The 25606-nt window shown below is 63.8% G+C and carries 20 protein-coding genes and 1 pseudogene; 14 read left to right on the top strand and 7 right to left on the bottom strand.

What is annotated here, in order from left to right; translation table 11 throughout:
- Window positions 1-111 precede the first annotated feature (111 nt).
- On the bottom strand, window positions 112-1110 hold the full coding sequence (locus IVA88_RS26630) for an NAD(P)H-quinone oxidoreductase (RefSeq protein WP_247500111.1): 999 nt from the start codon (window positions 1108-1110) through the stop codon (window positions 112-114).
- A gap of 110 nt (window positions 1111-1220) precedes the next feature.
- Here IVA88_RS26630 and IVA88_RS26625 point away from each other — a divergent pair, with 110 nt between their 5' ends.
- The gene (locus IVA88_RS26625; protein ID WP_247500110.1) at window positions 1221-1412 is read left to right on the top strand and encodes a DUF1192 domain-containing protein; all 192 of its coding nucleotides are present in this window, start codon (window positions 1221-1223) and stop codon (window positions 1410-1412) included.
- A gap of 547 nt (window positions 1413-1959) precedes the next feature.
- A complete protein-coding gene (locus IVA88_RS26620) occupies window positions 1960-2469 on the top strand; it encodes a DUF1465 family protein (RefSeq protein WP_106941886.1) in 510 nt (169 codons plus the stop codon).
- A gap of 94 nt (window positions 2470-2563) precedes the next feature.
- Here IVA88_RS26620 and rpmE read toward each other — a convergent pair whose 3' ends face one another.
- Window positions 2564-2791: a 50S ribosomal protein L31 gene (rpmE, locus tag IVA88_RS26615; RefSeq protein WP_008137002.1), complete on the bottom strand. Its 228-nt coding sequence runs from the start codon at window positions 2789-2791 to the stop codon at window positions 2564-2566.
- Window positions 2792-3021: 230 nt separating this feature from the next.
- Between rpmE and IVA88_RS26610 the strand changes: the two genes are divergently transcribed.
- The 8 genes from IVA88_RS26610 (at window position 3022) to IVA88_RS26575 (ending at window position 14175) form a co-directional block, all read left to right on the top strand.
- Window positions 3022-4848 carry an ABC transporter ATP-binding protein/permease gene (locus IVA88_RS26610; RefSeq protein ID WP_247500109.1) on the top strand — a complete coding sequence of 609 codons (1827 nt, stop codon included), beginning with the start codon at window positions 3022-3024 and terminating at the stop codon, window positions 4846-4848.
- Window positions 4849-5165: 317 nt separating this feature from the next.
- Window positions 5166-6074, top strand: coding sequence for a LysR family transcriptional regulator (locus IVA88_RS26605; RefSeq protein WP_247500108.1), 909 nt, complete (start codon window positions 5166-5168; stop codon window positions 6072-6074).
- Between the two features lie 379 nt (window positions 6075-6453).
- The gene (gene paoA, locus IVA88_RS26600; protein WP_247500419.1) at window positions 6454-7095 is read left to right on the top strand and encodes an aldehyde dehydrogenase iron-sulfur subunit PaoA; all 642 of its coding nucleotides are present in this window, start codon (window positions 6454-6456) and stop codon (window positions 7093-7095) included.
- Window positions 7092-8045, top strand: a complete 954-nt coding sequence (locus IVA88_RS26595) for a xanthine dehydrogenase family protein subunit M (protein WP_247500107.1) — start codon at window positions 7092-7094, stop codon at window positions 8043-8045. Before paoA ends, IVA88_RS26595 begins: the two co-directional genes overlap by 4 nt.
- Window positions 8042-10261 (top strand): aldehyde oxidoreductase molybdenum-binding subunit PaoC, encoded by a 2220-nt coding sequence (gene paoC, locus IVA88_RS26590; protein ID WP_247500106.1) that lies wholly within the window; start codon window positions 8042-8044, stop codon window positions 10259-10261. The genes IVA88_RS26595 and paoC (IVA88_RS26590) overlap by 4 nt, the downstream gene beginning before the upstream one ends.
- 141 nt (window positions 10262-10402) lie before the next feature.
- The gene (locus IVA88_RS26585; RefSeq protein ID WP_247500105.1) at window positions 10403-11170 is read left to right on the top strand and encodes an SDR family oxidoreductase; all 768 of its coding nucleotides are present in this window, start codon (window positions 10403-10405) and stop codon (window positions 11168-11170) included.
- A gap of 297 nt (window positions 11171-11467) precedes the next feature.
- Window positions 11468-13678, top strand: coding sequence for an aldehyde oxidoreductase molybdenum-binding subunit PaoC (gene paoC, locus IVA88_RS26580; RefSeq protein WP_247500104.1), 2211 nt, complete (start codon window positions 11468-11470; stop codon window positions 13676-13678).
- A 65-nt stretch (window positions 13679-13743) separates the two neighbouring features.
- Window positions 13744-14175, top strand: a complete 432-nt coding sequence (locus IVA88_RS26575) for a cyclophilin-like fold protein (RefSeq protein WP_247500103.1) — start codon at window positions 13744-13746, stop codon at window positions 14173-14175.
- A 195-nt stretch (window positions 14176-14370) separates the two neighbouring features.
- Here IVA88_RS26575 and IVA88_RS26570 read toward each other — a convergent pair whose 3' ends face one another.
- The 4 genes from IVA88_RS26570 to IVA88_RS26555 form a co-directional block, all read right to left on the bottom strand.
- A complete protein-coding gene (locus IVA88_RS26570) occupies window positions 14371-14592 on the bottom strand; it encodes a hypothetical protein (protein WP_247500417.1) in 222 nt (73 codons plus the stop codon).
- Window positions 14593-14687: 95 nt separating this feature from the next.
- The gene (locus tag IVA88_RS26565) at window positions 14688-15134 is read right to left on the bottom strand and encodes a GNAT family N-acetyltransferase (RefSeq protein WP_247500102.1); all 447 of its coding nucleotides are present in this window, start codon (window positions 15132-15134) and stop codon (window positions 14688-14690) included.
- 166 nt (window positions 15135-15300) lie between these two features.
- Window positions 15301-16329, bottom strand: a complete 1029-nt coding sequence (locus IVA88_RS26560) for a peptidoglycan -binding protein (RefSeq protein WP_247500101.1) — start codon at window positions 16327-16329, stop codon at window positions 15301-15303.
- 4 nt (window positions 16330-16333) lie between these two features.
- Window positions 16334-17359 (bottom strand): flagellar motor protein MotA, encoded by a 1026-nt coding sequence (locus IVA88_RS26555; RefSeq protein WP_247500100.1) that lies wholly within the window; start codon window positions 17357-17359, stop codon window positions 16334-16336.
- A gap of 210 nt (window positions 17360-17569) precedes the next feature.
- Here IVA88_RS26555 and IVA88_RS26550 point away from each other — a divergent pair, with 210 nt between their 5' ends.
- From IVA88_RS26550 to IVA88_RS26535, 4 genes and pseudogenes are all read left to right on the top strand, one after another.
- Window positions 17570-18592: a cyclopropane-fatty-acyl-phospholipid synthase family protein gene (locus IVA88_RS26550; protein ID WP_247500099.1), complete on the top strand. Its 1023-nt coding sequence runs from the start codon at window positions 17570-17572 to the stop codon at window positions 18590-18592.
- Between the two features lie 230 nt (window positions 18593-18822).
- Window positions 18823-20016 (top strand): efflux RND transporter periplasmic adaptor subunit, encoded by a 1194-nt coding sequence (locus IVA88_RS26545; RefSeq protein ID WP_247500098.1) that lies wholly within the window; start codon window positions 18823-18825, stop codon window positions 20014-20016.
- A gap of 6 nt (window positions 20017-20022) precedes the next feature.
- Window positions 20023-23184: an efflux RND transporter permease subunit gene (locus IVA88_RS26540; protein WP_247500097.1), complete on the top strand. Its 3162-nt coding sequence runs from the start codon at window positions 20023-20025 to the stop codon at window positions 23182-23184.
- Window positions 23185-23577: 393 nt separating this feature from the next.
- Window positions 23578-24701: pseudogene (locus IVA88_RS26535) on the top strand (AAA family ATPase).
- 26 nt (window positions 24702-24727) lie between these two features.
- Here the strand turns inward: IVA88_RS26535 and IVA88_RS26530 are convergent.
- The gene (locus IVA88_RS26530; protein WP_247500096.1) at window positions 24728-25519 is read right to left on the bottom strand and encodes an inositol monophosphatase family protein; all 792 of its coding nucleotides are present in this window, start codon (window positions 25517-25519) and stop codon (window positions 24728-24730) included.
- Window positions 25520-25606 lie beyond the last annotated feature (87 nt).

Genomic DNA, 25606 nt, shown 5'->3' with positions numbered 1-25606 from the left:
ATCGGTGCACGGCGTTTTCCGAACGGAACAAGATGGTTCGGTGCGTCGCGATAGATGCCACGAAAGCAAGGAAAATCAAAGGGTTTCCGGCTTGTCCTGTGGGCCGCTGGCCTAGACCTCCAACACAATTTTGCCAATATGTGCCGAGGTCTCCATCCGCCGGTGCGCATCGGAGGCCTTTTCCAGCGGGAAAGTGCTGTCGATCAGCGGCTTGACCCGGCCTTCGCGCAAAAGCGGCATCACTTTCGCTTCGATGGCGGCCACCATCGCCGCCTTGTCCGCATTACTACGGGGGCGCAGCGTCGAGCCGGTATGGGTGAGGCGCTTCACCATCACCTTGGCGATGTTGACGTTGACCTTGGGCCCGTTGAGGGTCGCGATCTGCACGATGCGGCCGTCCACGGCTGCGGCGTCATAGTTGCGATCGACATAGTCGCCGGCGACCATGTCGAGGATCAGATGGGCGCCGGCATTGTTCGTCTCCGCCTTGACCACGGCGACGAAGTCTTCGTCCTTGTAATTGATGGCCCGATCCGCGCCGAGCTTGAGGCAGGCGTCGATCTTGTCCTGCGATCCCACGGTGACGATCACCTTCGCGCCGAACGCTTTTGCGAGCTGGATCGCCATGGTGCCGATGCCGGAAGAGCCGCCATGGATCAGCAGCGTCTCACCGGCCTTCAGCGCGCCGCGCTCGAACACATTGTGCCAGACCGTCATCAGGGTTTCCGGCAATGCGCCGGCTTCCTTGATCGACAGCGCCGGCGGCACGCTCATCGCCTGGGCGTCCTGGGCGATGCAGTACTGCGCATAACCGCCGCCGGCGACGAGCGACATCACGATGTCGCCGACCTTGTGCTTCCTGGCGTTGCGGCCGACCGCCACCACTTCGCCCGCGATCTCGAGGCCGGGCAGGTCGCTGGCGCCGGGCGGCGGCGGATAGGCGCCGGAGCGCTGCGCGACGTCGGGCCGGTTGACGCCGGCGGCCTGCACCTTGACCAGGATCTCGTCGGGACCCGGCTGCGGCAGCGCCCGTTGTTCCGGCACCAGCACCTCCGGTCCGCCGGGTTTGGAGATGGCGACCACGGTCATTTGCGCGGGCAGCTTGTCCATGATGTGTCCTTGAGCAAAGGTGCGGGATGGCGTGAGGCCTTTGCTTAGCCAGCGCGGTGCAGGCTGGCAACCTCGGCTTGGCTCGCCGCGCGAACGCAGGAGGAACAAGGATGGCGATGGAAGACGACGACCGTCCGCGCAAGAAGATCAGCCATGAAATCGGACAGGATCTCTCACTCTTGTCAGTGGAGGAACTGACCGAGCGCATCGCGCTGCTCAAGGGCGAGATCACAAGGTTGGAAGAAGCCGCCACGAAAAAGCGCGCCTCGCGCGATGCGGCGAACAGCATCTTCAAGTCGTAGAGGATTGGAAGAGGAGCGTGATCGCTACCACGGCGTCATGGCCGGGCTTGTCCCGGCCATCCACGCTCTTGTTCTCTCGCCCAAAAGAAAGAACGTAGATGCCCGGGACAAGTCCGGGCATGACGGGCAGATTGTTCCGCGGGCGCACTCGGCCACTGACCGACATGGCTAACGAACCCTCAAAATAATCGCTCGTTTACTCCACATTAAGCTTTCGAGTTTATGACTTGGAACTGTCCTCGTTTGGACACCGAGTGGCTCCTGTCCACTCTGTTTGACGCCTCCCTGTTATCAACTTTCAAAGCCGCCGGTTTTCCGGCGGCTCTTTTTTTTGCTTCGAAAGCGTTTTCGAGCGAAGTGGGTACCGGTTCGCGCGAAGAAAACGGGTCAAAAAACTGACTGGCTCCGGTTGAATTCGGAGGGAAGACCCGTGGAAACCATATCCGCGCTTGTCACTGGACTCGGCGTCCGGCCCGCGCAATGATTTGTTCATCATAAGCCGGCGCCAAAGCCGGGCAGTCAGACAGTTGCGTAAGGGGCGTTAACCATGGAACGTTTGCAAGCCGAAGGCGCTCTCGTTCAACTCAGCGAGCGGTTCACCAATTCTGCGGCGTTCGGCGTCCTGTTCCGTGAGGGCATGGACCTGGTCGAAGAGACCGCCGCCTATCTCGACGGCGCCGGCCGCACCGAGGCCAAGGCGCTCGATCGCGCCGTCAGCCTTACCTATGCGACCGAGAGCATGCGCCTGACCACCCGCCTGATGCAGCTCGCCTCATGGCTGCTGCTGCACCGCGCGGTGAAGGAAGGCGAGATGACGCTGGGCCAGGCCAATCGCGAAAAAACCAAGGTCAAGCTCTCCGCCGCCGATCCCGGCTCCACCGACACCATCGAGAAGCTGCCGTCGCAGTTGCAGGACCTGATCCATCGCTCGATGAGCCTGCAGACCCGCGTGCGCCGACTGGACACCACCATCCACACCCCGCCGGTCGATCATCCCTCGATCGGCAACCCGTTGGTGCCGCACCTCAACGCGCTGAAGGCGGCGTTCGAGCGGTAAGCTCCACCCTTCCGTCATTGCAATGACGAGGCCCCAAACAAAAACGCCCCCGGCTCTCCGGGGGCGTTTTTCGTCTCCAGCCGCGAGGGCCGGATCAATCCTTTTTGAGGAAGCCCGAAAACTTCTTCTGGAAGCGCGAGACGCGGCCGCCGCGATCCAGCATTTGCGCGTTGCCGCCGGTCCAGGCCGGGTGCGACTTGGGGTCGATGTCGAGGTTCAGCGTGTCGCCTTCCTTGCCCCAGGTGGACCGGGTCAGGTACTCGGTTCCGTCGGTCATCACGACCTTAATCGTATGATAATTCGGGTGAATTTCGGCTTTCATGGCAATTCCTCGGCGCCCCGGCGCCTCACTTGAGTGGCTATCGAATGACGGATTTGGCGGGGTCTATACCCCACGAGGCCCTGTAAAACAAGCCATTGCAGTGTCTTGGCAGGGCCTTGGCAGGCCTTTGAGGACCGGGCTGTCACCTAAGGGACATCCCGGATTTGCCACGCCCGCGCGCGCGGCCTATCTGGAGCGGACGCCTCTCTTTTGTCTTTTGGTCGGATCTCATGAGCGCAGTAGAACGGCTTGAAACCGGGCCCGCGGAAGCCCCGTCGATCGAAGCCGACCTGATCGAGGTGCCGGCGAAGGGCCGCGCCAAGCTGCGGCCGCTGCTGGCGCTCGCACCCTATGTGGCGCGCTATCGCGGCCGCGCGGCGCTGGCCTTCGTGGCGCTGACGATCGCGGCGCTGACCACCCTGCTGGTGCCGGTCGCGGTGCGCAGGATGATCGATTTCGGCCTCACGCCCGAGGGCATCGAGCTGATCAACAGCTATTTCTCGGTGATGATCGCGGTCGTCGCCGTGCTCGCGCTCGCGAGCGCCGCGCGCTACTACCTCGTGATGACGATCGGCGAGCGCATCGTCGCCGATCTCAGGCGCGACGTCTTCGCCCATCTGCTGTCGCTCTCGCCGGCCTTCTTCGATTCCGCGCGCAGCGGCGAGCTGGTGTCGCGCCTGACCGCCGACACCACCCAGATCAAATCCTCCGTCGGCGCCTCGGTCTCGATCGCGCTGCGCAATCTGATGATGTTCTTCGGTGCTGCGGCGATGATGGTGATCACCAGCCCGCGTTTGTCCGGCTTCGTGCTGCTCGCCATTCCCCTGATCGTGCTGCCGCTGGTCGCCTTCGGGCGCTGGGTGCGGCGTCTGTCGCGCAATGCGCAGGACACGCTGGCCGAGGCCTCGGCCTATGCCGGCGAACTGGTCGGCGCGATCCGCACCGTGCAGGCCTATACCAGCGAGGGGCTCGCCCAGAAGCGCTTCGGCGGCGAGGTCGAACAGGCCTATGAAGCCGCGCGCACCTCGACCCAGGCCCGCGCCGTGCTCACCGCCATCATCATCTTCATCGTGTTCGCAAGCGTGGTCGCGATCCTCTGGATCGGCTCGCACGACGTGCTGATCGGCACCATCTCGCCGGGCCGGCTTGGGCAGTTCGTGCTGTATGCGGCGTTCGCCGCCGCTGGCCTCGGCCAGCTCAGCGAGGTCTGGGGCGAGGTCTCGGCGGCATCCGGCGCAGCCGAACGGCTGTTCGAGATTTTGCATGTACGGCCCGACATCACCGCGCCCGCGTCTCCGCGCGCGCTGCCGGTGCCGGCGCGCGGCGAAGTCGGTTTCGACCAGGTCAGCTTCTCTTATCCTGCGCGGCCCGACGTGAAGGTGCTCGACACCGTGTCGTTCACCGTGCGTCCGGGCGAGAAGGTCGCCATCGTCGGTCCCTCCGGCGCCGGCAAGAGCACGATCTTTCATCTCCTGCTGCGCTTCTACGATCCGCGCAGCGGCGCGATCTCGCTCGACGGCGTGCCGGTCAAATCCGCCGATCCCCGTGAATTCCGGTCCCGCATCGCGCTGGTGCCGCAGGAGTCGAACGTGTTCGCCGCCAGTGCCCGCGACAACATCCGCTTCGGCCGGCCCGAGGCGTCGGACGCCGAGGTCGAGCGCGCCGCCGAGCTCGCACATGCCGCCGAGTTCATCCGCCGCCTGCCTGAAGGTTTCGAGACGCCGCTCGGCGAGCGCGGCGTGACGCTGTCGGGCGGCCAGCGCCAGCGCATTGCGATCGCGCGCGCGATCCTGCGCGATGCGCCGCTGCTGCTGCTGGATGAGGCCACCTCCGCGCTCGATGCCGAAAGCGAGACGCTGGTGCAGACCGCGCTGGAAGAGCTGATGCGCCACCGCACCACGCTCGTCATCGCGCACCGCCTCGCCACCGTGCTGTCCTGCGACCGCATCCTGGTGATGGACCAGGGCAAGATCGTCGAGCAGGGCACGCATGCCGAGCTGGTGGCGGCGAACGGGCTCTATGCCAGGCTGGCAAGGTTGCAGTTCGAGGGGGCGTGAGGCGAGGTAGTCCAAACTGCCGCTTCATTCACGGTGTCACTGCCCGCGGAAGCGGGTGATCGCTGAGCGGCCGCTGGTAGACCCGAAGCGGACATGGCCGTCCCTCGGGCAGATTCCGCTACCTTGCGGTTTCGGTCAGGCCGCGTTCGGCGGAAGCCTTCTACATGTTGCTGACATGTCCTGCATCATAATGCTCTGTTCTTCTAGGGCCGCGTGGATGCCGCTAAGCGCATCAGCGCCACCAATGTATGCTTCTCCAGGGACGCCACGCTGTCGCCGGAAGCGTAGAGCGCTCCGGCTGAACCAAGGAGCCCTGAATGCAGTCTCGTCGATCGAACTTTGCCGACCTCTCATATTTCCTGGAGATCGCGAAACATCGCAATTTTCGGCGGGCTGCGCTCGAGCTTGAGATCAGCGCCTCGGCCCTGAGCCACGCGCTGCGTGGCCTCGAAGAGCGTCTCGGGCTCCGCCTCTTGAACCGGACGAGCCGTAGCGTGACGCTCACAGCCGCAGGCGAAGCGCTCCAGTCCGCGCTCGCTCGGCCATTCGATGAAATCAATGGTGCCCTCGATGTGCTCAACCGTTTCCGCGAAACGCCCAGGGGGCGAGTGCGGCTCAGCGTACCAACCGAGGCGGCCCAATTTCTCATCGGGCCGGTGATGGCCACGTTTCTCGACCGATATCCCGAAATCGAAATCGAGTTCTCTGTGAACAATCGGATGATAGATGTGGTTGAAAACGGCTTTGACGCTGGCATCAGGTACGGCGGCACCGTCCCGCAGGACATGATTGCCCAGCGCCTCTCCGCCGATATCCGCTGGCTCGTGGTAGGGGCTCCGTCCTATCTCGAACGCTACGGAGCACCGCTCCATCCCGATGATCTGCAGGCTCATCGCTGCGTGAGGATCCGAATCGGAGACGACAGCATCTTTCGCTGGGAGTTCGAGCGCGGTGACGAGAAATTCGAGGTGAATGTTCAGGGCGGATTGACCGTTGATCAGGGGCAGATCGGACTGGCCGCCGTGAAGGACGGCGCCGGACTGATGTACGTCGCAGACCCAATGGTTCGTGACTATCTTCGCGATGGCACGCTGCGCACAGTGTTGGACGACTGGGCACCGCTTGGTCCCGGATTTCACGCATACTACTCGAGCCGTCGCCAAGTCCCAGCGGCGCTGCGGCTCTTCATTGACCATGTCCGGGAGCTGCGGCCGCTCGGCCTTTGAACCGGCTCGTTCCGGATCGCTGAATTTGGCTCAATGAAGCGTCCGATCCGCTGGAGGCGTTATGGTCGCGGTGATCCGACTGGCAATCATCGGCGCCACCGTTGGCGACCCGTTCTATGCCCTGAAGGGCTACCAAAGCACCTTCCATATCAGCGCTGCATACTTTGTCTCCCCGCCGTCCTCGCATACGTCGGATGGGGCTGGGCCCCAATTTCGGCATGGTCGCTCGCGGAGTTCGGCCGTGTAGCCCTGGCTCAGACCTGCGCCGGCGTACATGAGAAACATTCATCGTCGCATCAACCTTGGGCGCATGAACTATCAAACGGTACGGGGATTGGCTTGCGTTATACGAAAACACGCAACGAGATCTGGAGATATCATGGCAAACCCCGTCGATTCGGAAGTGTCGAGACGAGGCGTCCTGGTCGGCGGAACTGCTACGGCCATGATCGGAATCCTCCCAAGCGGGCAAGTGCAAGCCCAATCGGCAAGATCTGACGCGGCTCGGCAGGATTTCGGGGTCTCGTTCGAAGTCAACGGCAAGCCGTACAGCCTTCAATTGGACACGCGCACCACGCTCCTCGACGCGCTCCGCGAGCATATTCATCTCACCGGCTCGAAGAAGGGCTGCGACCATGGTCAGTGTGGGGCATGTACCGTGATCATAAACGGAGTTCGCATCAACTCCTGCCTCACCCTCGCGGTCATGCACCAGGACGATAGGATCACCACGATCGAAGGCCTCGGTACGCCCGAGCAACTGCACCCGATGCAGGCGGCTTTCGTCAAACATGATGGCTATCAGTGCGGCTATTGCACGCCGGGGCAGATCTGCTCTGCTGTCGCGGTGCTCGATGAGATCAAGGCTGGCATTCCGAGCCATGTCAGCGCCGACCTGACGTCTCCGCCCGCGCTTACGAACATCGAGATGCGCGAACGCATGAGCGGCAACATCTGCCGCTGCGGCGCCTACTCCAACATCGCCGAGGCAATCGCCGAGGCCGCCGGGAGCAAGACATGAGGTCATTCACTTTCGAACGCGTTACCTCGGCTCAGGAAGCTGCCGCCAAAGCACAGGCGACGCCGGGCGCGAAGTTCATCGCCGGCGGCACCAATCTCCTCGATCTGATGAAGCTCGAGATCGAAACGCCGCAGCACCTCATCGACGTCAACGGGCTGAAGTTCGACAAGATCGAGAAGACCGAAGACGGTGGACTTCGCATCGGCGCCTTGGTGAGAAACACCGCTCTCGCCGCCGATATGCGCGTCCGGCGAGACTACGGCGTCCTCAGCCGCGCACTTCTCGCCGGCGCCTCCGGTCAGCTCCGCAACAAGGCGACGACGGCGGGCAATCTTCTCCAGCGCACGCGCTGTCCCTACTTTTACGACACCAACCAACCCTGCAACAAGAGAAACCCCGGGTCGGGCTGCGCGGCGATCGCGGGCTACAGCCGCCAACTGGGCGTGATAGGCGTGAGCGAGGCGTGCATCGCCACAAATCCCTCCGATATGGCGGTCGCCATGCGAGCGCTCGACGCCGAGGTGGAGATCATCGACGCCTCTGGACGGACGCGGAAGATACCGATTGCCGATTTCTATCGGCTACCCGGCGATACACCGGACGTCGAGACAGCGCTTTCCTCGGGCGAGCTAATCACCGCGGTGACGCTGCCGCCTCCGCTCGGCGGAACACATCTCTACAAGAAGGTCCGTGATCGTGCGTCTTACGCTTTCGCCCTGGTTTCTGTCGCTGCGGTAATGCAGCGCGACGGTACGGGACGTGTGGCGGTGGGCGGAGTGGCGCCCAAACCCTGGCGTATCGAAAAAGCGGAAGCCGAGCTGCGCGTAGGGGCGAAGCCGTTCTCCGCCCGGCTGCTTGCCGATGCGAAGCCCACGAAGGAGAACGCATTCAAGGTGCCGCTCGTCGAGCGGACGGTCGCCGCCGTCATGCACGAAGCGAGGCAGAAATGAAGTTCGATACACCCGCCCAGACCAACCCGATCGATCGCATGCGGCTGGTGGGACGTGCGCACCCCCGCATCGATGGTCCCTTGAAGACTACGGGAAGCGCGACGTACGCTTATGAGCACCGCGACGTTGTGACCAATCCTGCTTACGGGGTTATTGTGGGCTCCGCAATCGGCAAGGGCCGCATCGCGAGGATCGACTTGACGGTGGCGGAGCGCGCGCCCGGAGTCATCGCCATCGTGATCGCTGAGAACGCCGGCAAGCTCGGCAAAGGCAAATACAACACAGCGAAGCTGCTCGGCGGCCCCGACATCGACCACTACCACCAGGCGGTGGCGGTGGTGGTGGCGACGACCTTCGAGCAGGCGACGGCGGCAGCCGCCTTGGTGCGCGTCGAATACGCGCAGTCGGAAGGAAGGTTCGATCTCGAAGAGGCGCTGAAGACTGCGCCCCTTGCGAAGGACCCGAACAGTCCCGAGAAGCAGGGACCTCCTGAAAGTCGGACCGGCGACTTCGAGCAGGCCTTCGCTCGAGCGCCGGTGAAGCTCGACGAGCTCTACACGACGCCCGACCAGAGCCATTCGATGATGGAGCCTCACGCTTCGATCGCAGCGTGGAACGGCGACAAGCTGACAATGTGGACGTCGAACCAGATGATAGACTGGGGCAGGACGGATCTCGCAACCACCCTCGGCATCCCCAAGGAGAACGTCCGCTTCGTGTCGCCATACGTGGGTGGCGGGTTCGGCTGCAAGCTGTTCCTGCGCTCCGATGCGGTGATGGCCGCGTTGGGAGCAAAAGCGGCTGGTCGTCCCGTCAAAGTCGCGCTGCCGCGGCCGTTCGTCCCCAACAACACGACACATCGTCCCGCGACCCGGCAACGCATCCGGATCGGAGCCACCGCGGACGGAAACATCCTCGCCATCGCCCATGAAAGCGGCTCAGGCGATCTTCCCGACGGCCAGCCGGAGACGGCGACCAATCAGACTCGGCTACTCTACGCCGGCGCCAATCGTCTCACCTCGATGCGGCTTGCAGTCCTGGACCTGCCCGAAGGAAATGCGATGCGAGCCCCTGGCGAAGCGCCGGGGTTGATGGGACTCGAGATCGCCATGGACGAACTGGCCGAGAAGCTTGGCATGGATCCCGTTGAGCTCCGCGTACGCAACGATACGCAGGTGGACCCCGAGAAGCGGGACCGTCCGTTCTCCCAGCGCAACCTAGTGCGCTGTCTGCGCGAAGGCGCCGCGCGGTTCGGGTGGCAGCGCCGGAGCCCGTCCCCCGGGGCGGTGCGGGACGGCAACTGGCTGGTCGGCATGGGCATGGCGGTCGCGTTTCGGAACAACATGAACATTCCTTCAGGCGCCCGTGTTCGTCTGGGACAAGACGGTCGTGTCACGGTCGAAACAGACATGACTGACATCGGGACCGGCAGCTACACGATCATCGCGCAGACCGCGGCCGAGATGATGGGCGTGGACATTGAAAAAGTACTAGTACGGCTCGGCGATTCCGCGTTCCCCGTCTCCTCCGGATCGGGAGGTCAGTTCGGCGCCAACAGTTCGACGTCGGGCGTGTACGCCGCATGCGTAAAGCTGCGGGAAGCGGTCGCGCAACGCCTCGGATTCAACTCGGCGGAGGCGACCTTCGCCCACGATCAGGTGCTCGCCGGCAACCGCTCCGCCAAACTGATCGACGCCGTCCGCGACGGCGAGCTCGTCGCCGAGGACAAGATTGAATGGGGAGGTCTCGACAAGAGCTACCAGCAGTCGACCTTCGGCTCCCATTTCGTCGAGGCGGCTGTCGACGGATTCACCGGCGAAATTCGCGTTCGTCGAATGCTCGCGGTCTGCGCAGCGGGCCGAATCCTGAATCCATTGACCGCACGGAGCCAGGTGATTGGAGCGATGACCATGGGCGTAGGTGCCGCGTTGATGGAGGAACTCGCCGTCGACAAGCGCCGGGGATTCTTCGTCAATCACGACCTCGCCGGCTATGAAGTGCCGGTTCACGCTGACATACCGCATCAGGAAGTGATCTTCCTGGATGAGGCGGACGACAAGGTCTCGCCGATGAAGGCAAAGGGCGTTGCCGAACTCGGAATTTGCGGCGTCGCCGCCGCTGTCGCCAATGCAGTTTACAATGCGACCGGCGTTCGCGTGCGAGATTACCCGGTCACCTTGGATAAACACCTCATTGGCTTGCCGGCCATATCATGATTGGGCGCTGCCGATCTTCGACCGATGCTGCCGCTGGATCAACATGGTTGAAGCTACAATGCCAATGGCTGAGCGTCGCGCCAGCAAACGCTGCTGCGACGTTGGATCGTATCGACCACAGCACGATTGTTGGAAGCCGACATGCCTAACGTGAGGGATAATTTTGGCGGAAAGGTAGCCTTCGTGACGGGAGCAGGTGCGGGCATCGGCAGGGCGGCAGCGCTGGCGTTCGCGCGTGAAGGCGCCAGTGTCGTGGTCGCAGATGCGTCGGAAACGAATAATCGAGAAACAGCTCGGCTCGTCGAGCAATCCGGTGGACGGGCACTTGCCGTCAGGTGCGACGTCTCCCGTGAGGAAGATGTCAGGGCCGCGCTGGAGAAGACAATCGAAGTATTCGGGCGCCTGGACTACGCCCTCAACAATGCCGGCATCGAACAGGCTATCATGCCGTTGGCCGATCTCACGGTGGAGCGGTGGGATCGATTGATCGAAGTCGATCTACGCGGCGTTTTCCTGTGCATGAGATCCGAGATCGCCTTGATGATGAAGCAGGGAGGCGGCGCGATCGTGAACATTTCCTCTGGGGCTGGCGTCAAGGGCATCGCAGGGCAGGCAGCGTACTGTGCGGCGAAATTCGGTGTCGTCGGTCTCTCCAAAGCGGCAGCACTCGACTACGCCAAGTCCAACATTCGTGTGAACGTCGTATGCCCGGGCATCATCGAAACGCCAATGATGGAACGCTTCAGCGGGGGCACACCAGAGGGAAGGCAACGCGTGATCGCACAGGAGCCTGTCGGCCGGATGGGAAAACCCGAGGAAATCGCCGCTGCCGTCGTCTGGCTGTGCTCAGACGCGGCGGCATTTGTCGTGGGGCACGCAATGGTCGTCGACGGCGGTCAGATAGCGTAACGAGAGCGGTCCAAAAGACGGGTCTCCTCCGTCTCAACATCGTCAATGAGGCCCGCTTGGTTGCCGGTCGATCCGGGACGTTCTCGACATCGGAGATAGACATGCCATCCGGCGATGCTGGCCTTCGGATTTCCCCTCGCGATGCAGGCGAAGCGACGCCGAAAAATGCCCGAACGAGCCGATGACGTGAGCATCCTCGCGCCGGGCGTGCCTTACGTGTGAGCTCCGTCAGCTGCTGAGCAGGGCAGCAGGCGTTCAATGCTGGCATCTAGCGGTCGTGAAGTGAAAGGATGAGCCATGAAGTTCGACACGCCTGCAACCCCGAACCCGATCGATCGGCTCAGGGTCGTCGGTAAACCGCACGACCGGGTCGAAGGACGCCTTAAAACGACAGGCGCTGCTACTTACGCGTATGAGCATCATAGTGTCCCAAGTGACCCCGCGTACGGCTATGTCGTTGGTGCAGCGATTCCCAAGGGGCGGATCAAGTCCATCGACATCGCCCGAGCAAAGGCGGCCCAAGGTGTCATCGCCGTCATTAGCCATGAGAACGCAGGACCGCTCGCAAAGGGCGAATTCTATACTCAGCGCTTTCTGGCCGGCCCGGAAGTCGATCACTACCATCAAGTCGCGGCCTTGGTGGTCGCCGAAACCTTCGAGCAAGCACGGTCGGCCGCCTCTCTCGTCCGTATAGACTATCTCAAGAGCGACGGTTCGTTCGATCTCGAAGCTCAGAAGCGGACGGCGCCGGTTGCCAAGCAGGGCCCATATGGTGGGCCCACCGAAACAGCAGTCGGGGACTTCGCTGGTGCTTTCGCTGCTTCCGCGGTCAAGCTCGACGAGACCTACACGACGCCCGACCAGGCGCACGCCATGATGGAGCCGCACGCGACAATGGCGATATGGGAGGGTGACAAGCTGACCTGCTGGACATCGATCCAGCAGATGAACTGGGGCACACGCGACCTAGCCAAGACCTTGGGCATTCCAAAGGAAAACGTCAGGCTCATATCACCGTATATCGGCGGCGGATTTGGCGGGAAGGGTACGGCTCAGTCCGACCTTGTCATGGCAGCGCTGGGAGCCCGCGCAGCCCGCAGGCCCGTCAAGCTGGCACTCCAGCGGCCCTTGATGTTCAACAATCTGATCCATCGTCCGGCGACCATCCAGCGTATTCAGATTGGCGCAAATTTGGACGGCAAGATCATCGCGATCGGCCACGAAAGCCTCTCGGGCAATCTGCGAGGTGGTCGGACTGAACCGACGACACTGTCGACTCGGGCGCTTTACGCCGGCGCCAACCGAATGACCCGTGTACGTCTGGCTGTACTAGATCTGGCTGAAGGAAACGCGATGCGAGCACCGGGCGAAGCACCCGGCATGATGGCGCTCGAGATCGCGATGGACGAAATGGCGGAGAAGCTGGAAATGGACCCGGTCCGCCTCCGGATCCTCAACGACACCCAAGTGGACCCCGAGAAGCCCGAACGACCATTCTCCTCGCGTCGCTTTGTCGAGTGCCTGGAGACCGGAGCGGGTCAATTCGGCTGGAGTAACCGAAACGCTACGCCCGGAAAGGTGCGCGATGGCCGTTGGTTCGTCGGCATGGGAATGGCGGCGGCGATCCGAGGGGCGCCGATCAGCAAGTCAGGCGCACGTGTGCGGCTCGACAGCGGCGGCGTTGTGACGGTGGAAACGGACATGACCGACATCGGCACCGGCAGCTACACGATCGTCGCGCAGACAGCCGCCGAAATGATGGGCGTGTCGATCGACAAGGTCGTCGCCAAGCTCGGCGATTCCACGTTTCCAGAGACGCCCGGGTCGGGCGGTCAGCAGGGCGCGCCGTCGGTCACCGCGGGAGTCTACGCGGCGTGCGCCAAATTGCGCGAAGCTGTCGCGCAAAAGCTCGGCTTCAACTCGGTGGATCTCGTGTTCGCAGACGGGGAGGTGCGGTCCGGCAACCGCGCGGTGCCGCTCGGGGCGGCCGCACAGTCAGGCGATATCATCGTCGAGGACTTCATGGAATACGGCGACCTGGCGAAGCGGTTTGCACAGCAGACTTTCGGTGCACATTTCGCCGAGGTGGCAGTCGATTCCTTCACCGGCGAGATCCGGGTCAGGCGCATGCTTGCGGTTTGCGCGGCTGGCCGCATTCTCAATCCCAAGACGGCCCGCAGTCAGGTGATCGGCGGCATGACGATGGGGATAGGCGCCGCACTGATGGAGGAGATGGTCGTCGACACCCGTTTCGGCTTCTTTGTGAATCATGATCTTGCCGGCTACGAGGTGCCAGTCCATGCGGATGTTCCACACCTGGACGTTATCTTTATCGACGAATTGGATCCGACGATGTCTCCGTTGCAGGCGAAGGGTCTCGGCGAACTAGGCCTGACCGGTGTCGCGGCCGCGGTGGCCAACGCCATCTACAACGCAACCGGCGTGCGGGTCCGTGAGTATCCTGTCACCTTGGACAAGTTCCTTGCCGCATTGCCAGATGTAACGTGACCGGGCATCCATGAACGCACCGTCTGGCCTGCTAGAGAAACGCGAACCGAGCGGAGAAGCGGTCGATGATCCCAAGAACACCCCATATGCCCGTGAAAATATTGGCGGCGATCATCTTCGTCCTCGGACTGACAGGAACACTCATGGCACAGGAACGCATCCGAATTTCCTCTGAATGGGGCGAGATGGCTGCCGAATTGGGCGACAACGACGCGGCCAGATCGCTCCTCCGCATGTTGCCGGTCACAATCCAAATGCGTGATCATCTGCGCCAGGAAAAGACCGGTAATCTGCCTTCGCCTTTAAACGAGGTCGCGCGGCAAACGCATTTCTCAAAGGGGACGCTCGGGCTTTGGACTTCGGATCACTTTGTTATCTACTACAGAGACGGCCAAGTCCCGCAGCCCGGCATCATCATCCTTGGACAAACGGTTGGTGATGCTTCGATCTTTGATCGACCTGGACCCGTCACTGTGCGTATCGAGCGTGCGCAATGAACACCCCCGTGAGGCGCGGCGGGAGCACGAATATGACCAGCTGTATTTGTCCGTCCTTTTGATGCCGCCCATTCGTTGGATAGTCCCCGCGGCGTCGGGTCAAACCGCTTTGCTGCCCGCGTAAGCCGTTGATTTCGCTCTCACCGGCTACTGTGCATGGGGTTGTTTTCGCCGTTTTAGTTTTGGAGCGCGAGATTATTTGCACTTCGGCGAGAGCGCCGGCACGTTCGGCCACGGCCAGTTCTTCCAGCTTCCGTCCTCTCCGACGCAGGCCGATGGCGCGGGGCCGTTCGTCGGCGCGCTCGTCGTCTTGACCGGCGTGGTGAAGCGCTGGTCGACATAGGTGGTCGAGACATAACCGGCGACGATGACGCCGAGCAGGACCGAAGACCCCTTGGCCAGATCGCTCAGTTTCATCATTCATCTCCATCCGCCTGCCAGCGCAACTTCCGGGCACAACGAATAGGTGACGTCCTGGGATCCCGGCGTGACGGGCGTCACGCCCGCCAGAATCAAACGGGCCATGCCATCTTCAGCACCGGCCGGCCCGAGGTCGGATTGACCTCGTCGCCGGCATGGACAAAGCCGCTGCGCTCGTAGAAGCGGATGGCGCGGGTGTTGTCCTTGTTGACGAGCAGCGTCACGCCCGTCGGGGACAGGCGCTTGGCCTCATCCACCAGCAGCCGCGCCGCGTCCGTGCCCCAGTGCGCGGGATCGACCACGAGCTGGTCGAGATAGCCGTCGCCGTCGATGGTGACGAAGCCGGTGAGGGCGCCGTCCTGCTCCGCCACCACGATGGAGGCCTTCGGCACCAGATCCTTGCGCCAGCGCTCGCGCCACCATTCCAGGCGGGCGGCGAAGTCGATCTGCGGATAGGCCTGCTGCCAGGTGCGATGCCAGAGGTCGATCGAGGCGGCCTCGTCCTCGGGTCGATAGGGGCGGAGCAGCAGGGCGCTCATTGTACGAAGGCCGTCATGCCCGGGCTTAGCCGTCCGAAGGACGGCGTCGCTTCCGCTCGCCTATGCCCGGGCATCCACGCCTTTCTCCCAGCGTGGCCTGAAGAACGTGGATGGCCGGGACGAGCCGGGCCATGACGGTGGTGCGAGTATCGCGCGACCCTCACCACTACCGCTCCGTCAGCTTCAGCTCGATGCGGCGGTTGCGCTTGTAGGCTTCCTCGGTGTTGGCGGCGTCGAGCGGCTGGAATTCGCCGAAGCCGGCGGCGACGAGGCGCTGGGCGGGCACGCCGAGCGAGATCAGATATTGCACCACGGAGATGGCGCGGGCGGCCGAGAGGTCCCAGTTCGACTTGAAGATCGGCCCGTTCACGGGACGCACGTCGGTGTGGCCGTCGACGCGCAGCACCCAGGCGATCTCGTTCGGGATCTTCTTGTCGAGCTCGATCAGCGCGGCCGCCAGGGTGTCGAGCTCGGCGCGGCCCTCAGGCAACAGCACCGCCTGTCCGGTGTCGAAGAACACTTCGGACTGGAACACGAAGCGGTCGCCGACGATGCGGATGTCGGGGCGGTTGCCGAGGATGGCGCGCAGGCGGCCGAAGAATTCCGAGCGATAGCGCGACAATTCCTGCACGCGCTGCGCCAGGGCGACGTTCAGGCGAGACCCCAGGTCGGCAATCCGATTTTGCGATTCCTTGTCGCGCTTCTCGCTAGCGTCGAGCGCTTCTTCCAGCGCCGCCAATTGCCGTCTGAGCGCGCTAATCTGCTGGTTCAGCACCTCGATCTGCGCCAGCGCCCGCCCCGAAACCGCCTTCTCCGACTCCAGCGCCTTGCCGAGCTCGGAGGACTTGCCTTGCGCGTCATTGCCGGCGGCCGCGAGCCCCTCATAGAGGCCCTTGATGCGGTCGCGCTCGCTCTCGGCCGAGGCGAGGCCGGCTTTCAGCGACGAGACCTGGTCGTCGAGCGTGAGCTTGCCGAGCTTTTCCAGCGACAGCAGCTCGTTGAGCTGCGCGATCTTGGCGTTGAGCTGCTCCAGCGCCTTGTCCTTGCCGGTGACCTCCTGCGACAGGAAGAATTGCACGACCAGGAAGACCGACAGCAGGAATACGATCGACAGCACCAGCGTCGACAGCGCGTCGACGAAGCCCGGCCAATAGTTGAAAGAGGTATCGCCGCGGCGGCCGCGCGCCAGAGCCATGTCGCTAACCCTTCTCGGGCTGACGCGCGATCCGCTCCAGCAGGCGCCGGATCTCGCGGTTCTGCTCGCCCTGGCCGTCGGCCCATTCGCGGATCATCTGCTGCTCGGTCCGCATATGCGAGACCAGCGCCTGGATGGCTTCGGCGAGGCTCGCCATCGCCGCGGTGGTGCCGCGGCTGGCGCTGCCGTCCTCGAGCACCGATCGCAGCCGCTCGACAACGGCCTGAAGCTCGCCGCTGGCAATGCCGCCGCCACCGCCGCCGGCGGCGACAGGCATCTCGCCGCTGCCATATTCGCGCACGGTGGTGGCAAGCCAGTCTTCGAGGTCGGTGTAGAAGCGGTTCTGCGCCTGGCTCGATTGCAGGTCGAGGAAGCCGAGGATCAGCGAACCGGCGAGGCCGAACAGCGAGCTCGAGAACGAGATGCCCATGCCGCCGAGCGGGGCGGCGAGGCCCTCCTTCAGCGTGTCGAACAGGGCGCCGGAATCGCCCCCGACCTTGAGCCCGTCGATCACCTTGCCGACCGAGCCGACCGTCTCGATCAGGCCCCAGAAGGTGCCGAGCAGGCCGAGGAAGACCAGAAGCCCGGTCATGTAGCGGGAGATGTCGCGGGCCTCGTCGAGGCGGGTCGCGATCGAATCGAGCAGGTGCCGCATGGTGGTCTGGGTGATCGACATCCGCCCGGTGCGTTCGCCGCCGAGGATCATCGCCATCGGCGCCAGCAGCTTGGGGTGGCGGGCGGGCGCAAGGCCCGGATCGGCGATGCGGAAATTATTGACCCAGGAGACTTCGGGGTAGAGCCGGATCACCTGGCGGAAGGCCAGGATGATGCCGATGAACAGCACGCCGCCGATCAGGGCATTGAGCCCGGGATTGGCGAAGAAGGCCTGGATGATCTGCTTGTAGAGCACCACCCCCACCAGGGTGCAGAGCACCAGGAAGACCAGCATCCGCACCAGGAAAACGCTGGGCGAGGATAGCTTGGTGTATTCGATGTCGATGGAGGAGCGGGGCGAGGCGCCTGACGGCATGGCCGGTATCATCCGTTACGAAACTTGCTTGCGGGGCGCACTATGGCACAGCGCCAGCCCAAAAAAAGCGCCGGATGCGCCGATTTCGTGGGGAGGTGGGGAACCCAAAGCTGAAACCGCGCTTTGGTAAGGACGTTCTTTGTAAATCGTCGGCATTCCACAGGTTTAAATCGCACTTTTCCCCCTGCCGCCCTAAGACGGAGTCGTCGCATGAGCGTCGTGTCCGCGATCATCGGGACTGCCGAACGGGTGCCGCTGCCTGACGTCGTGATCCGCGCGGCGATCCAGCGCCTGTGCTCGCGCACGGTGACGCGCCTGTCCGCGCTGGGCGCGGCGGACGATGCCGCCTTCGCCGGGCGGATGATGCTGCGGCCGATCGTCGAGGACGGGGATGTCGGGCATGACGCGGCGCCCGCTTCGTTCTTTGCGAAGGTGCTCGGTCCGAGCCGCAAATACTCGTCCTGCTTCTACAAGACCGGCGCGACCAGCTTGCGGGAGGCCGAGGAGGAGGCGCTGCGCCAGACTGCCGAGCATGCCGCACTCGCCGACGGTCAGACCATCCTCGAGCTTGGTTGCGGCTGGGGCTCGCTGTCGCTGTGGATGGCGCGGCAGTTTCCGCACGCCAAGGTGACGGCGGTGTCGCGCTCGCAGGCGCAGCGCGCCTATATCGAGGAAGAGGCGCGGCTGCGCGGTCTCCTCAACCTGCGCGTGGTCACTGCGGACATGAACGTGTTCGCGCCCGACGGGCAATTCGACCGTATCGTCTCGGTCGAGATGTTCGAGCACGTGATGAACTGGCGCAAGCTGATGACGCGCCTGCGCGGGTGGCTGGCGCCAGAGGGGCGGTTCTTCATGCACATCGTCGCCCATCGCACCGGCTCTCTCCTGTTCGACCGGGCCGATCGCGAAGACTGGGTCGCGCAGCACGTCTTCACGGGCGGGCTGATGCCGAGCCATCATCTCATCAGGCAATTCGACGATATCTTCACGGTCGAGAAGGAATGGTGCTGGAGCGGCACGCATTATCAGCGCACCGCCAACGACTGGCTCACCAATTTCGACGCGCATCGCGACTCCGTCGAGGCGGCCTTGCGCAACATCCATGGCGAGGAGACCGGCCTGCGGATGCGACGTTGGCGCTGGTTCTTTCTCGCGACGTCGGGCCTGTTCGGCTACGCCGATGGAACCGAGTGGGGCATCAGCCAATACCGGATGAAGGCTACCGCCGGGTAATTGCGATCTTCTGTCGCGGCACGCGGCGATGGAACCGGACTCACAATCGGGTGAGGCGTAAAAAACGCCCTGAACTCAGCACTATAGCCCGTGTGACATTGAGCCGCCTGCGCGATGCGTTGCGTCGCAGCAAGTCCCCTCTATTTTGACGGCATCAGCCGCGTGCAATGGCCCAGAACGGGTTCGCGCGGACCGTGATCAGTTTCAACAACATCGGGGCACCCCACTTCATGTCAGGACTTCGCGCGCGATCGGCATGCGTTGCAATGATGCTCGCGGCCTTTACGCCGCTGTTGGCAGGCTGCGACGAATCCAGTTCCGCCGTCTCAGCCACCCAGCCCGCCGATCCTGACGTCAGCGTCGTCATCGTCAAGCCGCAGCCGCGTGCCGTAGTGCGCGAGCTGCCGGGCCGCATTGCACCGACGCGCGTCTCCGACGTGCGGCCGCGCGTCTCCGGCATCGTGGTCGAGCGCCTGTTCCGGCAGGGCAGCGAGGTGAAGGCGGGCGATCCGCTGTACCGCATCGATCCGCGACCGTTCGAGGTCGAAGTGATGGCCAACGAGGCCGCGGTCGCCAAGGCCGAGGCCGCGTTGATGCAGGCCCAGCAGCAGGCGCGCCGCATCGCCACGCTCGCCAGCCAGCGCGCCGCGCCCGAGGCCGAGAACGAGAAGACGATCGCGGCCGAGCGCCAGGCCCATGCCGAGGTCGAAGGCCGCAAGGCCGACCTCGCACGCGCAAAGCTCAATCTGGACTACGCCACCGTGCGCGCGCCGATCGACGGCGTCGTCGGTGCTGCGCTGGTCAGCGAGGGCGCGCTCGCGGTTCAGAACGAGACCAATTTGGCCACCATCCAGCAACTCGATCCCATCTATGCGGACTTCACCCAGTCGGTGAACGAGCTCAACCAGCTCCGCCGCGCCTTCGAGAGCGGCGACCTCGAGCGCATCGCGTCCGATGCCGCCAAGGTGCGCCTGGTCCTCGACGACAACACCATCTATTCGCTCGACGGCAAGCTGCTGTTTTCAGACGCCAAGGTCGACGCCCATACCGGCCAGGTGAGCTTGCGCGGCGAATTCCCCAATCCCAAGCGCGAACTGCTGCCGGGCATGTATGTCCGCGTCCGCATCGACCAGGGCCTCGATAGCGACGCGATCGCGGTGCCGCAGCAGGCGATCCAGCGCAATGGCGGCGGCGGCAGCGAGGTGTTCGTCGTCAAGGACGACAACCATATCGCGGTGCAGCCCGTGCGCACCGGTTCGGTGCAGGATGGACTCTGGTTCGTCACCGAGGGCCTGAAGGCCGGTGACAAGGTCGTGGTCGAAGGGTTCCAGAAGTTCGCCGCCGGCGACAAGGTCAAGCCGCAATCCTGGTCGGAAGCGGACGCGACCGCCGACAACCGGCACGCCCAGAAGCTGACGCGGTAACAGGTCATGGCGAGCTTCTTCATCGACAGGCCGATCTTCGCCTGGGTGGTCGCGCTGTTCATCTGTCTGGTCGGCGCAATTTCGATTCCGCTGTTGCCGATCGCACAGTATCCGATCATCGCGCCGCCCTCGATCTCGATCTCGACCAGCTATCCCGGCGCCTCGCCCGAAAACCTCTACAACAGCGTCACGCGGCTGATCGAAGAGGAGCTCAACGGCGCCTCCGGCATCCTCAATTTCGAATCGACCAGCGACTCGCTCGGCCAGGTCGAGATCATCGCCAATTTCGTACCGGGCACCGACACCAGTGCGGCCTCGGTCGAGGTGCAGAACCGCATCAAGCGCGTCGAAGCGCGACTGCCGCGCGCGGTGATCCAGCAGGGCATTTTGATCGAGGAAGCCTCCAGCGCGGTGCTCCAGATCATCACGCTGAACTCGACCGACGGCAGCCTGGACGAGGTCGGCCTCGGCGACTTCATGATCCGCAACGTGCTCGGCGAGATCCGCCGCATCCCCGGCGTCGGCCGCGCCACGCTCTATTCGACGGAACGCAGCTTGCGCGTCTGGGTCGATCCGGCAAAGCTGGTCGGCTATGGGCTGACCGCCGACGACGTCAACAAGGCCATTGCCGCGCAGAACGCGCAGGTCGCTTCCGGCAGCATCGGCGCCGAACCGTCGACCTCTGCCCAGCGCACCTCCGCGCTGGTGCTGGTCAAGGGCCAGCTCTCGTCCCCGGACGAATTCGGCACCATCATCCTGCGCGCCAATGCCGACGGCTCCACCGTGCGCTTGCGCGACGTCGCGCGCATCGAGGTCGGCGGCCTCAGCTACCAGTTCAACACCCGCCTCGACGGCAAGCCGACCGCCGGTCTCTCCGTGCTGATGTCGCCGACCGGCAACGCGCTGGCGACTGCGAGTGCGGTCCAGGAGAAGATGAAGGAGCTGTCGCGCTTCTTCCCGGCCAACATCTCCTACGAGATTCCCTACAACATCACGCCCGTGGTCGAGGCCTCGATCAAGAAGGTGCTGACAACGCTGGTTGAAGCCATCGTGCTGGTGTTCGTCGTGATGTTCCTGTTCCTGCAGAATATCCGCTACACCATCATTCCGACCATCGTGGTGCCGGTGGCGCTGCTGGGCGCCTGTACCACGCTGCTGCTCGCTGGTTACTCCATCAACATGCTCTCGATGTTCGGCATGGTGCTCGCGGTCGGCATCCTCGTCGACGATGCCATCGTCGTGGTCGAGAACGTCGAGCGCATCATGGCCGAGGAGGGGCTGCCGCCGAAGGAAGCGACGCGGAAAGCGATGTCGCAGATCACCGGCGCCATCATCGGCATCACGCTGGTCTTGATGGCCGTGTTCGTGCCGATGGCGTTCTTCCCGGGCTCGGTCGGCATCATCTACCGCCAGTTCTCCGTGACCATGGTCGCCGCGATCGGCTTCTCCGCGTTCCTCGCGCTGTCGCTGACGCCGGCGCTATGCGCGACCTTACTCAAGCCCGTCACAGGCGGCCACGGTCACGCCAGGAAGGGCGTGTTCGGCTGGTTCAACCGCATGCTTGACGGCAGCAAGGAGGGCTATTCGCGCACCGTCGGCTTCTCGCTGAAGTGCACCGGCCGCCTGATGCTGGTCTATGCCGCGCTGCTCGCCGGCCTGTCCTGGGCGTTCGTCAATCTGCCGGGCGGCTTCCTCCCCGTGGACGACCAGGGCTTCGTCACCACCGACGTGCAGACGCCATCGGATTCGTCCTACGGCCGCACCGAGGCGGTGATCGAGAAGGTCGAAAAATATCTGGCGCAGCGGCCGGGCGTCGACAACGTCACCTTCCTCACTGGCTTCAGCTTCTCCGGCCAGGGCATGAACACCGCGCAGGCCTTCATCACCCTGAAGGATTGGTCGGAGCGCGGGCCGAAGGATTCGGCAGCGGCGATCGTGGCTGACATCAACCGCGATCTGTCGTCGTCGATCCGCGACGCCAAGATCTCCGCGCTGCAGCCGCCGCCGATCGACAATCTCGGCAATTCCTCGGGCTTCTCGTTCCGCCTCCAGGACCGCGGCCAGAAGGGCTATCCGGCCTTGATGCGCGCCGCCGACCAGTTGATCGCGGAGGCCAATGCAAGCTCCGTGCTTCAGAAGGTCTATGTCGAGGGCCTGCCCGAGGCCGGCGTGGTCAATCTCGTGATCGACCGCGAGAAGGCGGGCGCCTTCGGCGTCACCTTCGAGGAAATCAACAATACGATCTCGACCAATCTCGGCTCAAACTACATCAACGACTTCCCGAACCGCGGCCGCATGCAGCGCGTCGTGGTGCAGGCCGATGCGCGCGACCGCATGCGGACCGAGGATATTCTCAACTACAACGTCAAGAATAGCCGCGGCCAGCTCGTGCCGTTCTCGTCCTTTACCACGGTGGAATGGGCGCGCGGGCCGACCCAGATCGCCGGCTTCAACTACTATCCGGCGGTGCGCATCTCGGGCGAGGCCAAGCCCGGCTTCACCTCGGGCGATGCCATCGCCGAGATGGAGCGGCTCGCAGGCAAGCTGCCGCGCGGCTTCGGCTATGAATGGACCGGACAGTCGCTCCAGGAGAAGCTGTCCGGCTCGCAGGCGCCGTTCCTGCTCGCCCTCTCGATTTTCGTGGTCTTCCTGTGCCTCGCCGCGCTCTACGAGAGCTGGACCATCCCGCTCGCGGTGCTGCTCACCGTGCCGCTCGGCATCGTCGGCGCGGTGATCGCGGCGATGCTGCGCGGCCTGCCCAACGACGTCTATTTCACCGTCGGCCTGATCACCATCATCGGCCTTGCCGCCAAGGACGCGATCCTGATCATCGAGTTCGCCAAGGATCTGCGGAAAGAAGGCAAGCCGCTGGTGGACGCCACCATCGAGGCCTGCCGCCTGCGCTTCCGCCCGATCCTGATGACCGGCCTCGCCTTCATTTGCGGCGTGCTGCCGATGGCCATTGCGCATGGTGCCGGCGGCGCCAGCCAGCAATCGCTCGGCACCGTCGTGATGGGCGGCATGATCGCAGTGGTGATCCTGGCGCTGCTGATGGTGCCGGTGTTCTTCGTCTCGGTGCAGCGCGTGCTGGGCGGGGATCGGGAGAAGGCAGAGGAGAAGAAGGTCGAGACCTATGGGCCGCCCGCGCCGGCAAGGGCCGGCCACTGAACGCCCACGGCAATCGCATATGGCGCGCACGATGCGGCAGCATCGGTAGTGGGCTCCCTCTCTCGCTTGCGGGAGAGGGTTGGGGAGAGGGTGTCTCCACGTCGGGATTGTCGACAATTGCGGAGGATACCCCCGTCTGGTGAGAGCCCTCACCCGCCGCGCTCGGGACGATGCTTCGCATCGCCCGGGACGCGTCGGCCTCTCCCGCAAGCGGGAGAGGCGGAGCAAGCCCGCGCGGTCCTCGTGAAATCCATATACGATTGCCCTGACTGAACGCCGGACGGTCGGCTTGCTTTCTCGGGAGCCTCAATCCAGACTGCATCCCTGGATTGAAACAACGTATTCGTACCGCGCCGCGAAATGCACAGGCACACCGCCGATCGAGAGCATGTGATGCGTCCGACCGACATTGCGATCTCGAACTATCGCTCCATTCGGCGGCTCTCCATCCCCATCCATCCCTTGTCGGTGTTCGTGGGCGAGAATGGTGTCGGCAAATCCAATCTCTACCAGTCCTTGTCGCTGTTGCGCGACGCGGCGACCGGTCAACCCGCACGATCGCCGATGAAGGCGGATTGAATTCGGTCTGCTGGTCCGGCATTCGCAAGCGAGGCGAAGATGGGCGGCTGCGGCTGTCGGCCACATTCGACAGCATGAGCTATTCCATCGAGCTCGGGTTTCCCAGCCCGCTTCAGGCCGCATTTCCCGGCGAGCCGATGATCAAGTCCGAAACAATCCAAACGACCCACGGCAAACGAACGGTCAAGCTGATGGAGCGGATTAATTCGCTCGTCAGCGTCCGTGGCGAGAGCGGCGCCTGGAACGCTCACAAGGATGCGGTGCTGCCGTCGGAGACGGCGCTTGCGGCTTTTTCCGATGGCAAGCAATGCCCCGAAATCGACCTGATCAGAAATGCGATGATGGGCTGGCGATTCTATCATGACTTTCGCACTGATCCGTCGTCACCGATACGAAAGCCCTGTCTGGCGATCGCGACGCCCTCGCTCAGCGCCGATGGAATCGATTTGGCTGCGACCCTGGCGACTCTCTATGTCATTCGGGAAGACGCGAGCGACCTGCAGGACGCAATCCAGGATGCATTCCCGGGCGCCGAACTCCGCGCATGGGAAGAAAGCGGCAGATGTGAATTTGATCTGCAATTGGAGGATATGCCGCGGCCGTTCCGGGCTCACGAATTGTCCGATGGGACGCTGAAATACATCTGCCTGCTCGCAGTGTTCATGGGCTATCGGCTGCCGCCGTTCATCGCGCTGAACGAACCCGAGACAAGCCTGCATCCGTCGCTGCTGGCGCCGCTGGCCCGGCTCATCGCCAAGGCATCACGCCGCGCCGACATCTGGATTGTCACCCATTCGGAACAGTTGATGGACGCACTGCGAAGCGAGAGTTCGGTCCCACTCCGCCGGGTGATCAAGTCGAAAGGCGCCACGGCCATCGAGGGCCTGACCATTGGCGGTGAATATCGCGACGAGGAATCCGAAGAGGACGACGACTAGCCGCAGCAGATCGAGCCGCCGTGCTACTATGCCGGCTTTCGCAAAATTTTCACCAGCTCGCCGTGCACGAACTCGTTCCCGCACACCACGTGCCCCGTCACCAGCGCATCGCCCGGCGTGTCGATGTCGGTGATCGTGCCGCCGGCCTCGCGCACCATGATCTGCCCCGCGGCAATGTCCCAGGGTTGCAGGTTGCGCTCCCAGTAGCCGTCGAGGCGGCCGGCGGCGACGAAGGCGAGGTCGAGGGAGGCGGCGCCGAAGCGGCGGAGGCCGGCGACGCGCTCCTGCATCGCGGTCATCTCGCGGCGGAATTCCTCGTGGTCGCCGCGGCCGATATGCGGCAGGCCGCAGGCCACCACGCATTCGTTGAGCTGACGGCGGCCGGCGACCCGCAGGCGCTGGTCGTTGAGGAAGGCGCCCTTGCCGCGCTCGGCGATGTAGAGCTCGTCATTGGCGGGGTTGTAGATCACGCCGGCGATGATCGTGCCTTCGCGCGAAAGCCCGATCGAAATCGCGAATTGCGGGATGCCGTGCAGGAAGTTGGTGGTGCCGTCGAGGGGATCGACGATCCAGGTGTGGCTCTTGTCGGAGCCTTCTCGCGTGCCGCCTTCCTCGCCGATGAAGCCGTAGCCGGGTCGGGCCTTGGCCAGGTCCTGGTAGAGGATCTCCTCGGCGCGCTTGTCGGCCAGCGAGACGAAATTCGCCGGTCCCTTCAGCGAGACCTGGAGATGCTCGATCTCGCCGAGATCGCGCTTGAGGCTGCGGCCGGCGCGGCGCGCGGCCTTGACCATGACGTTGATAGTTGCGGAATACAGCATGAGCTCTGGTCTGGATCGGGGGAAATGGCGCGAAATCGCGCCTGATTGAGGGATGGGGTGCCCTGCGAGGGGCCCAAGGTCAAGTCA

This window comes from Bradyrhizobium sp. 149, assembly GCF_023073915.1.
GTDB lineage: Bacteria > Pseudomonadota > Alphaproteobacteria > Rhizobiales > Xanthobacteraceae > Bradyrhizobium.
Note: the sequence above shows the minus strand (reverse complement) of the source record. Positions and strands in the feature narration are given on the sequence as shown.

Bases quoted from the DNA above. Each gene is read 5' to 3' on its own strand.
- IVA88_RS26630 (WP_247500111.1), bottom strand. From the start codon at position 1,110: ATGGACAAGCTGCCCGCGCAAATGACCGTGGTCGCCATCTCCAAACCC.
- IVA88_RS26625 (WP_247500110.1), top strand. From the start codon at position 1,221: ATGGCGATGGAAGACGACGACCGTCCGCGCAAGAAGATCAGCCATGAA.
- IVA88_RS26620 (WP_106941886.1), top strand. From the start codon at position 1,960: ATGGAACGTTTGCAAGCCGAAGGCGCTCTCGTTCAACTCAGCGAGCGG.
- rpmE (WP_008137002.1), bottom strand. From the start codon at position 2,791: ATGAAAGCCGAAATTCACCCGAATTATCATACGATTAAGGTCGTGATG.
- IVA88_RS26610 (WP_247500109.1), top strand. From the start codon at position 3,022: ATGAGCGCAGTAGAACGGCTTGAAACCGGGCCCGCGGAAGCCCCGTCG.
- IVA88_RS26605 (WP_247500108.1), top strand. From the start codon at position 5,166: ATGCAGTCTCGTCGATCGAACTTTGCCGACCTCTCATATTTCCTGGAG.
- paoA (WP_247500419.1), top strand. From the start codon at position 6,454: ATGGCAAACCCCGTCGATTCGGAAGTGTCGAGACGAGGCGTCCTGGTC.
- IVA88_RS26595 (WP_247500107.1), top strand. From the start codon at position 7,092: ATGAGGTCATTCACTTTCGAACGCGTTACCTCGGCTCAGGAAGCTGCC.
- paoC (WP_247500106.1), top strand. From the start codon at position 8,042: ATGAAGTTCGATACACCCGCCCAGACCAACCCGATCGATCGCATGCGG.
- IVA88_RS26585 (WP_247500105.1), top strand. From the start codon at position 10,403: ATGCCTAACGTGAGGGATAATTTTGGCGGAAAGGTAGCCTTCGTGACG.
- paoC (WP_247500104.1), top strand. From the start codon at position 11,468: ATGAAGTTCGACACGCCTGCAACCCCGAACCCGATCGATCGGCTCAGG.
- IVA88_RS26575 (WP_247500103.1), top strand. From the start codon at position 13,744: ATGATCCCAAGAACACCCCATATGCCCGTGAAAATATTGGCGGCGATC.
- IVA88_RS26570 (WP_247500417.1), bottom strand. From the start codon at position 14,592: ATGAAACTGAGCGATCTGGCCAAGGGGTCTTCGGTCCTGCTCGGCGTC.
- IVA88_RS26565 (WP_247500102.1), bottom strand. From the start codon at position 15,134: ATGAGCGCCCTGCTGCTCCGCCCCTATCGACCCGAGGACGAGGCCGCC.
- IVA88_RS26560 (WP_247500101.1), bottom strand. From the start codon at position 16,329: ATGGCTCTGGCGCGCGGCCGCCGCGGCGATACCTCTTTCAACTATTGG.
- IVA88_RS26555 (WP_247500100.1), bottom strand. From the start codon at position 17,359: ATGCCGTCAGGCGCCTCGCCCCGCTCCTCCATCGACATCGAATACACC.
- IVA88_RS26550 (WP_247500099.1), top strand. From the start codon at position 17,570: ATGAGCGTCGTGTCCGCGATCATCGGGACTGCCGAACGGGTGCCGCTG.
- IVA88_RS26545 (WP_247500098.1), top strand. From the start codon at position 18,823: ATGTCAGGACTTCGCGCGCGATCGGCATGCGTTGCAATGATGCTCGCG.
- IVA88_RS26540 (WP_247500097.1), top strand. From the start codon at position 20,023: ATGGCGAGCTTCTTCATCGACAGGCCGATCTTCGCCTGGGTGGTCGCG.
- IVA88_RS26530 (WP_247500096.1), bottom strand. From the start codon at position 25,519: ATGCTGTATTCCGCAACTATCAACGTCATGGTCAAGGCCGCGCGCCGC.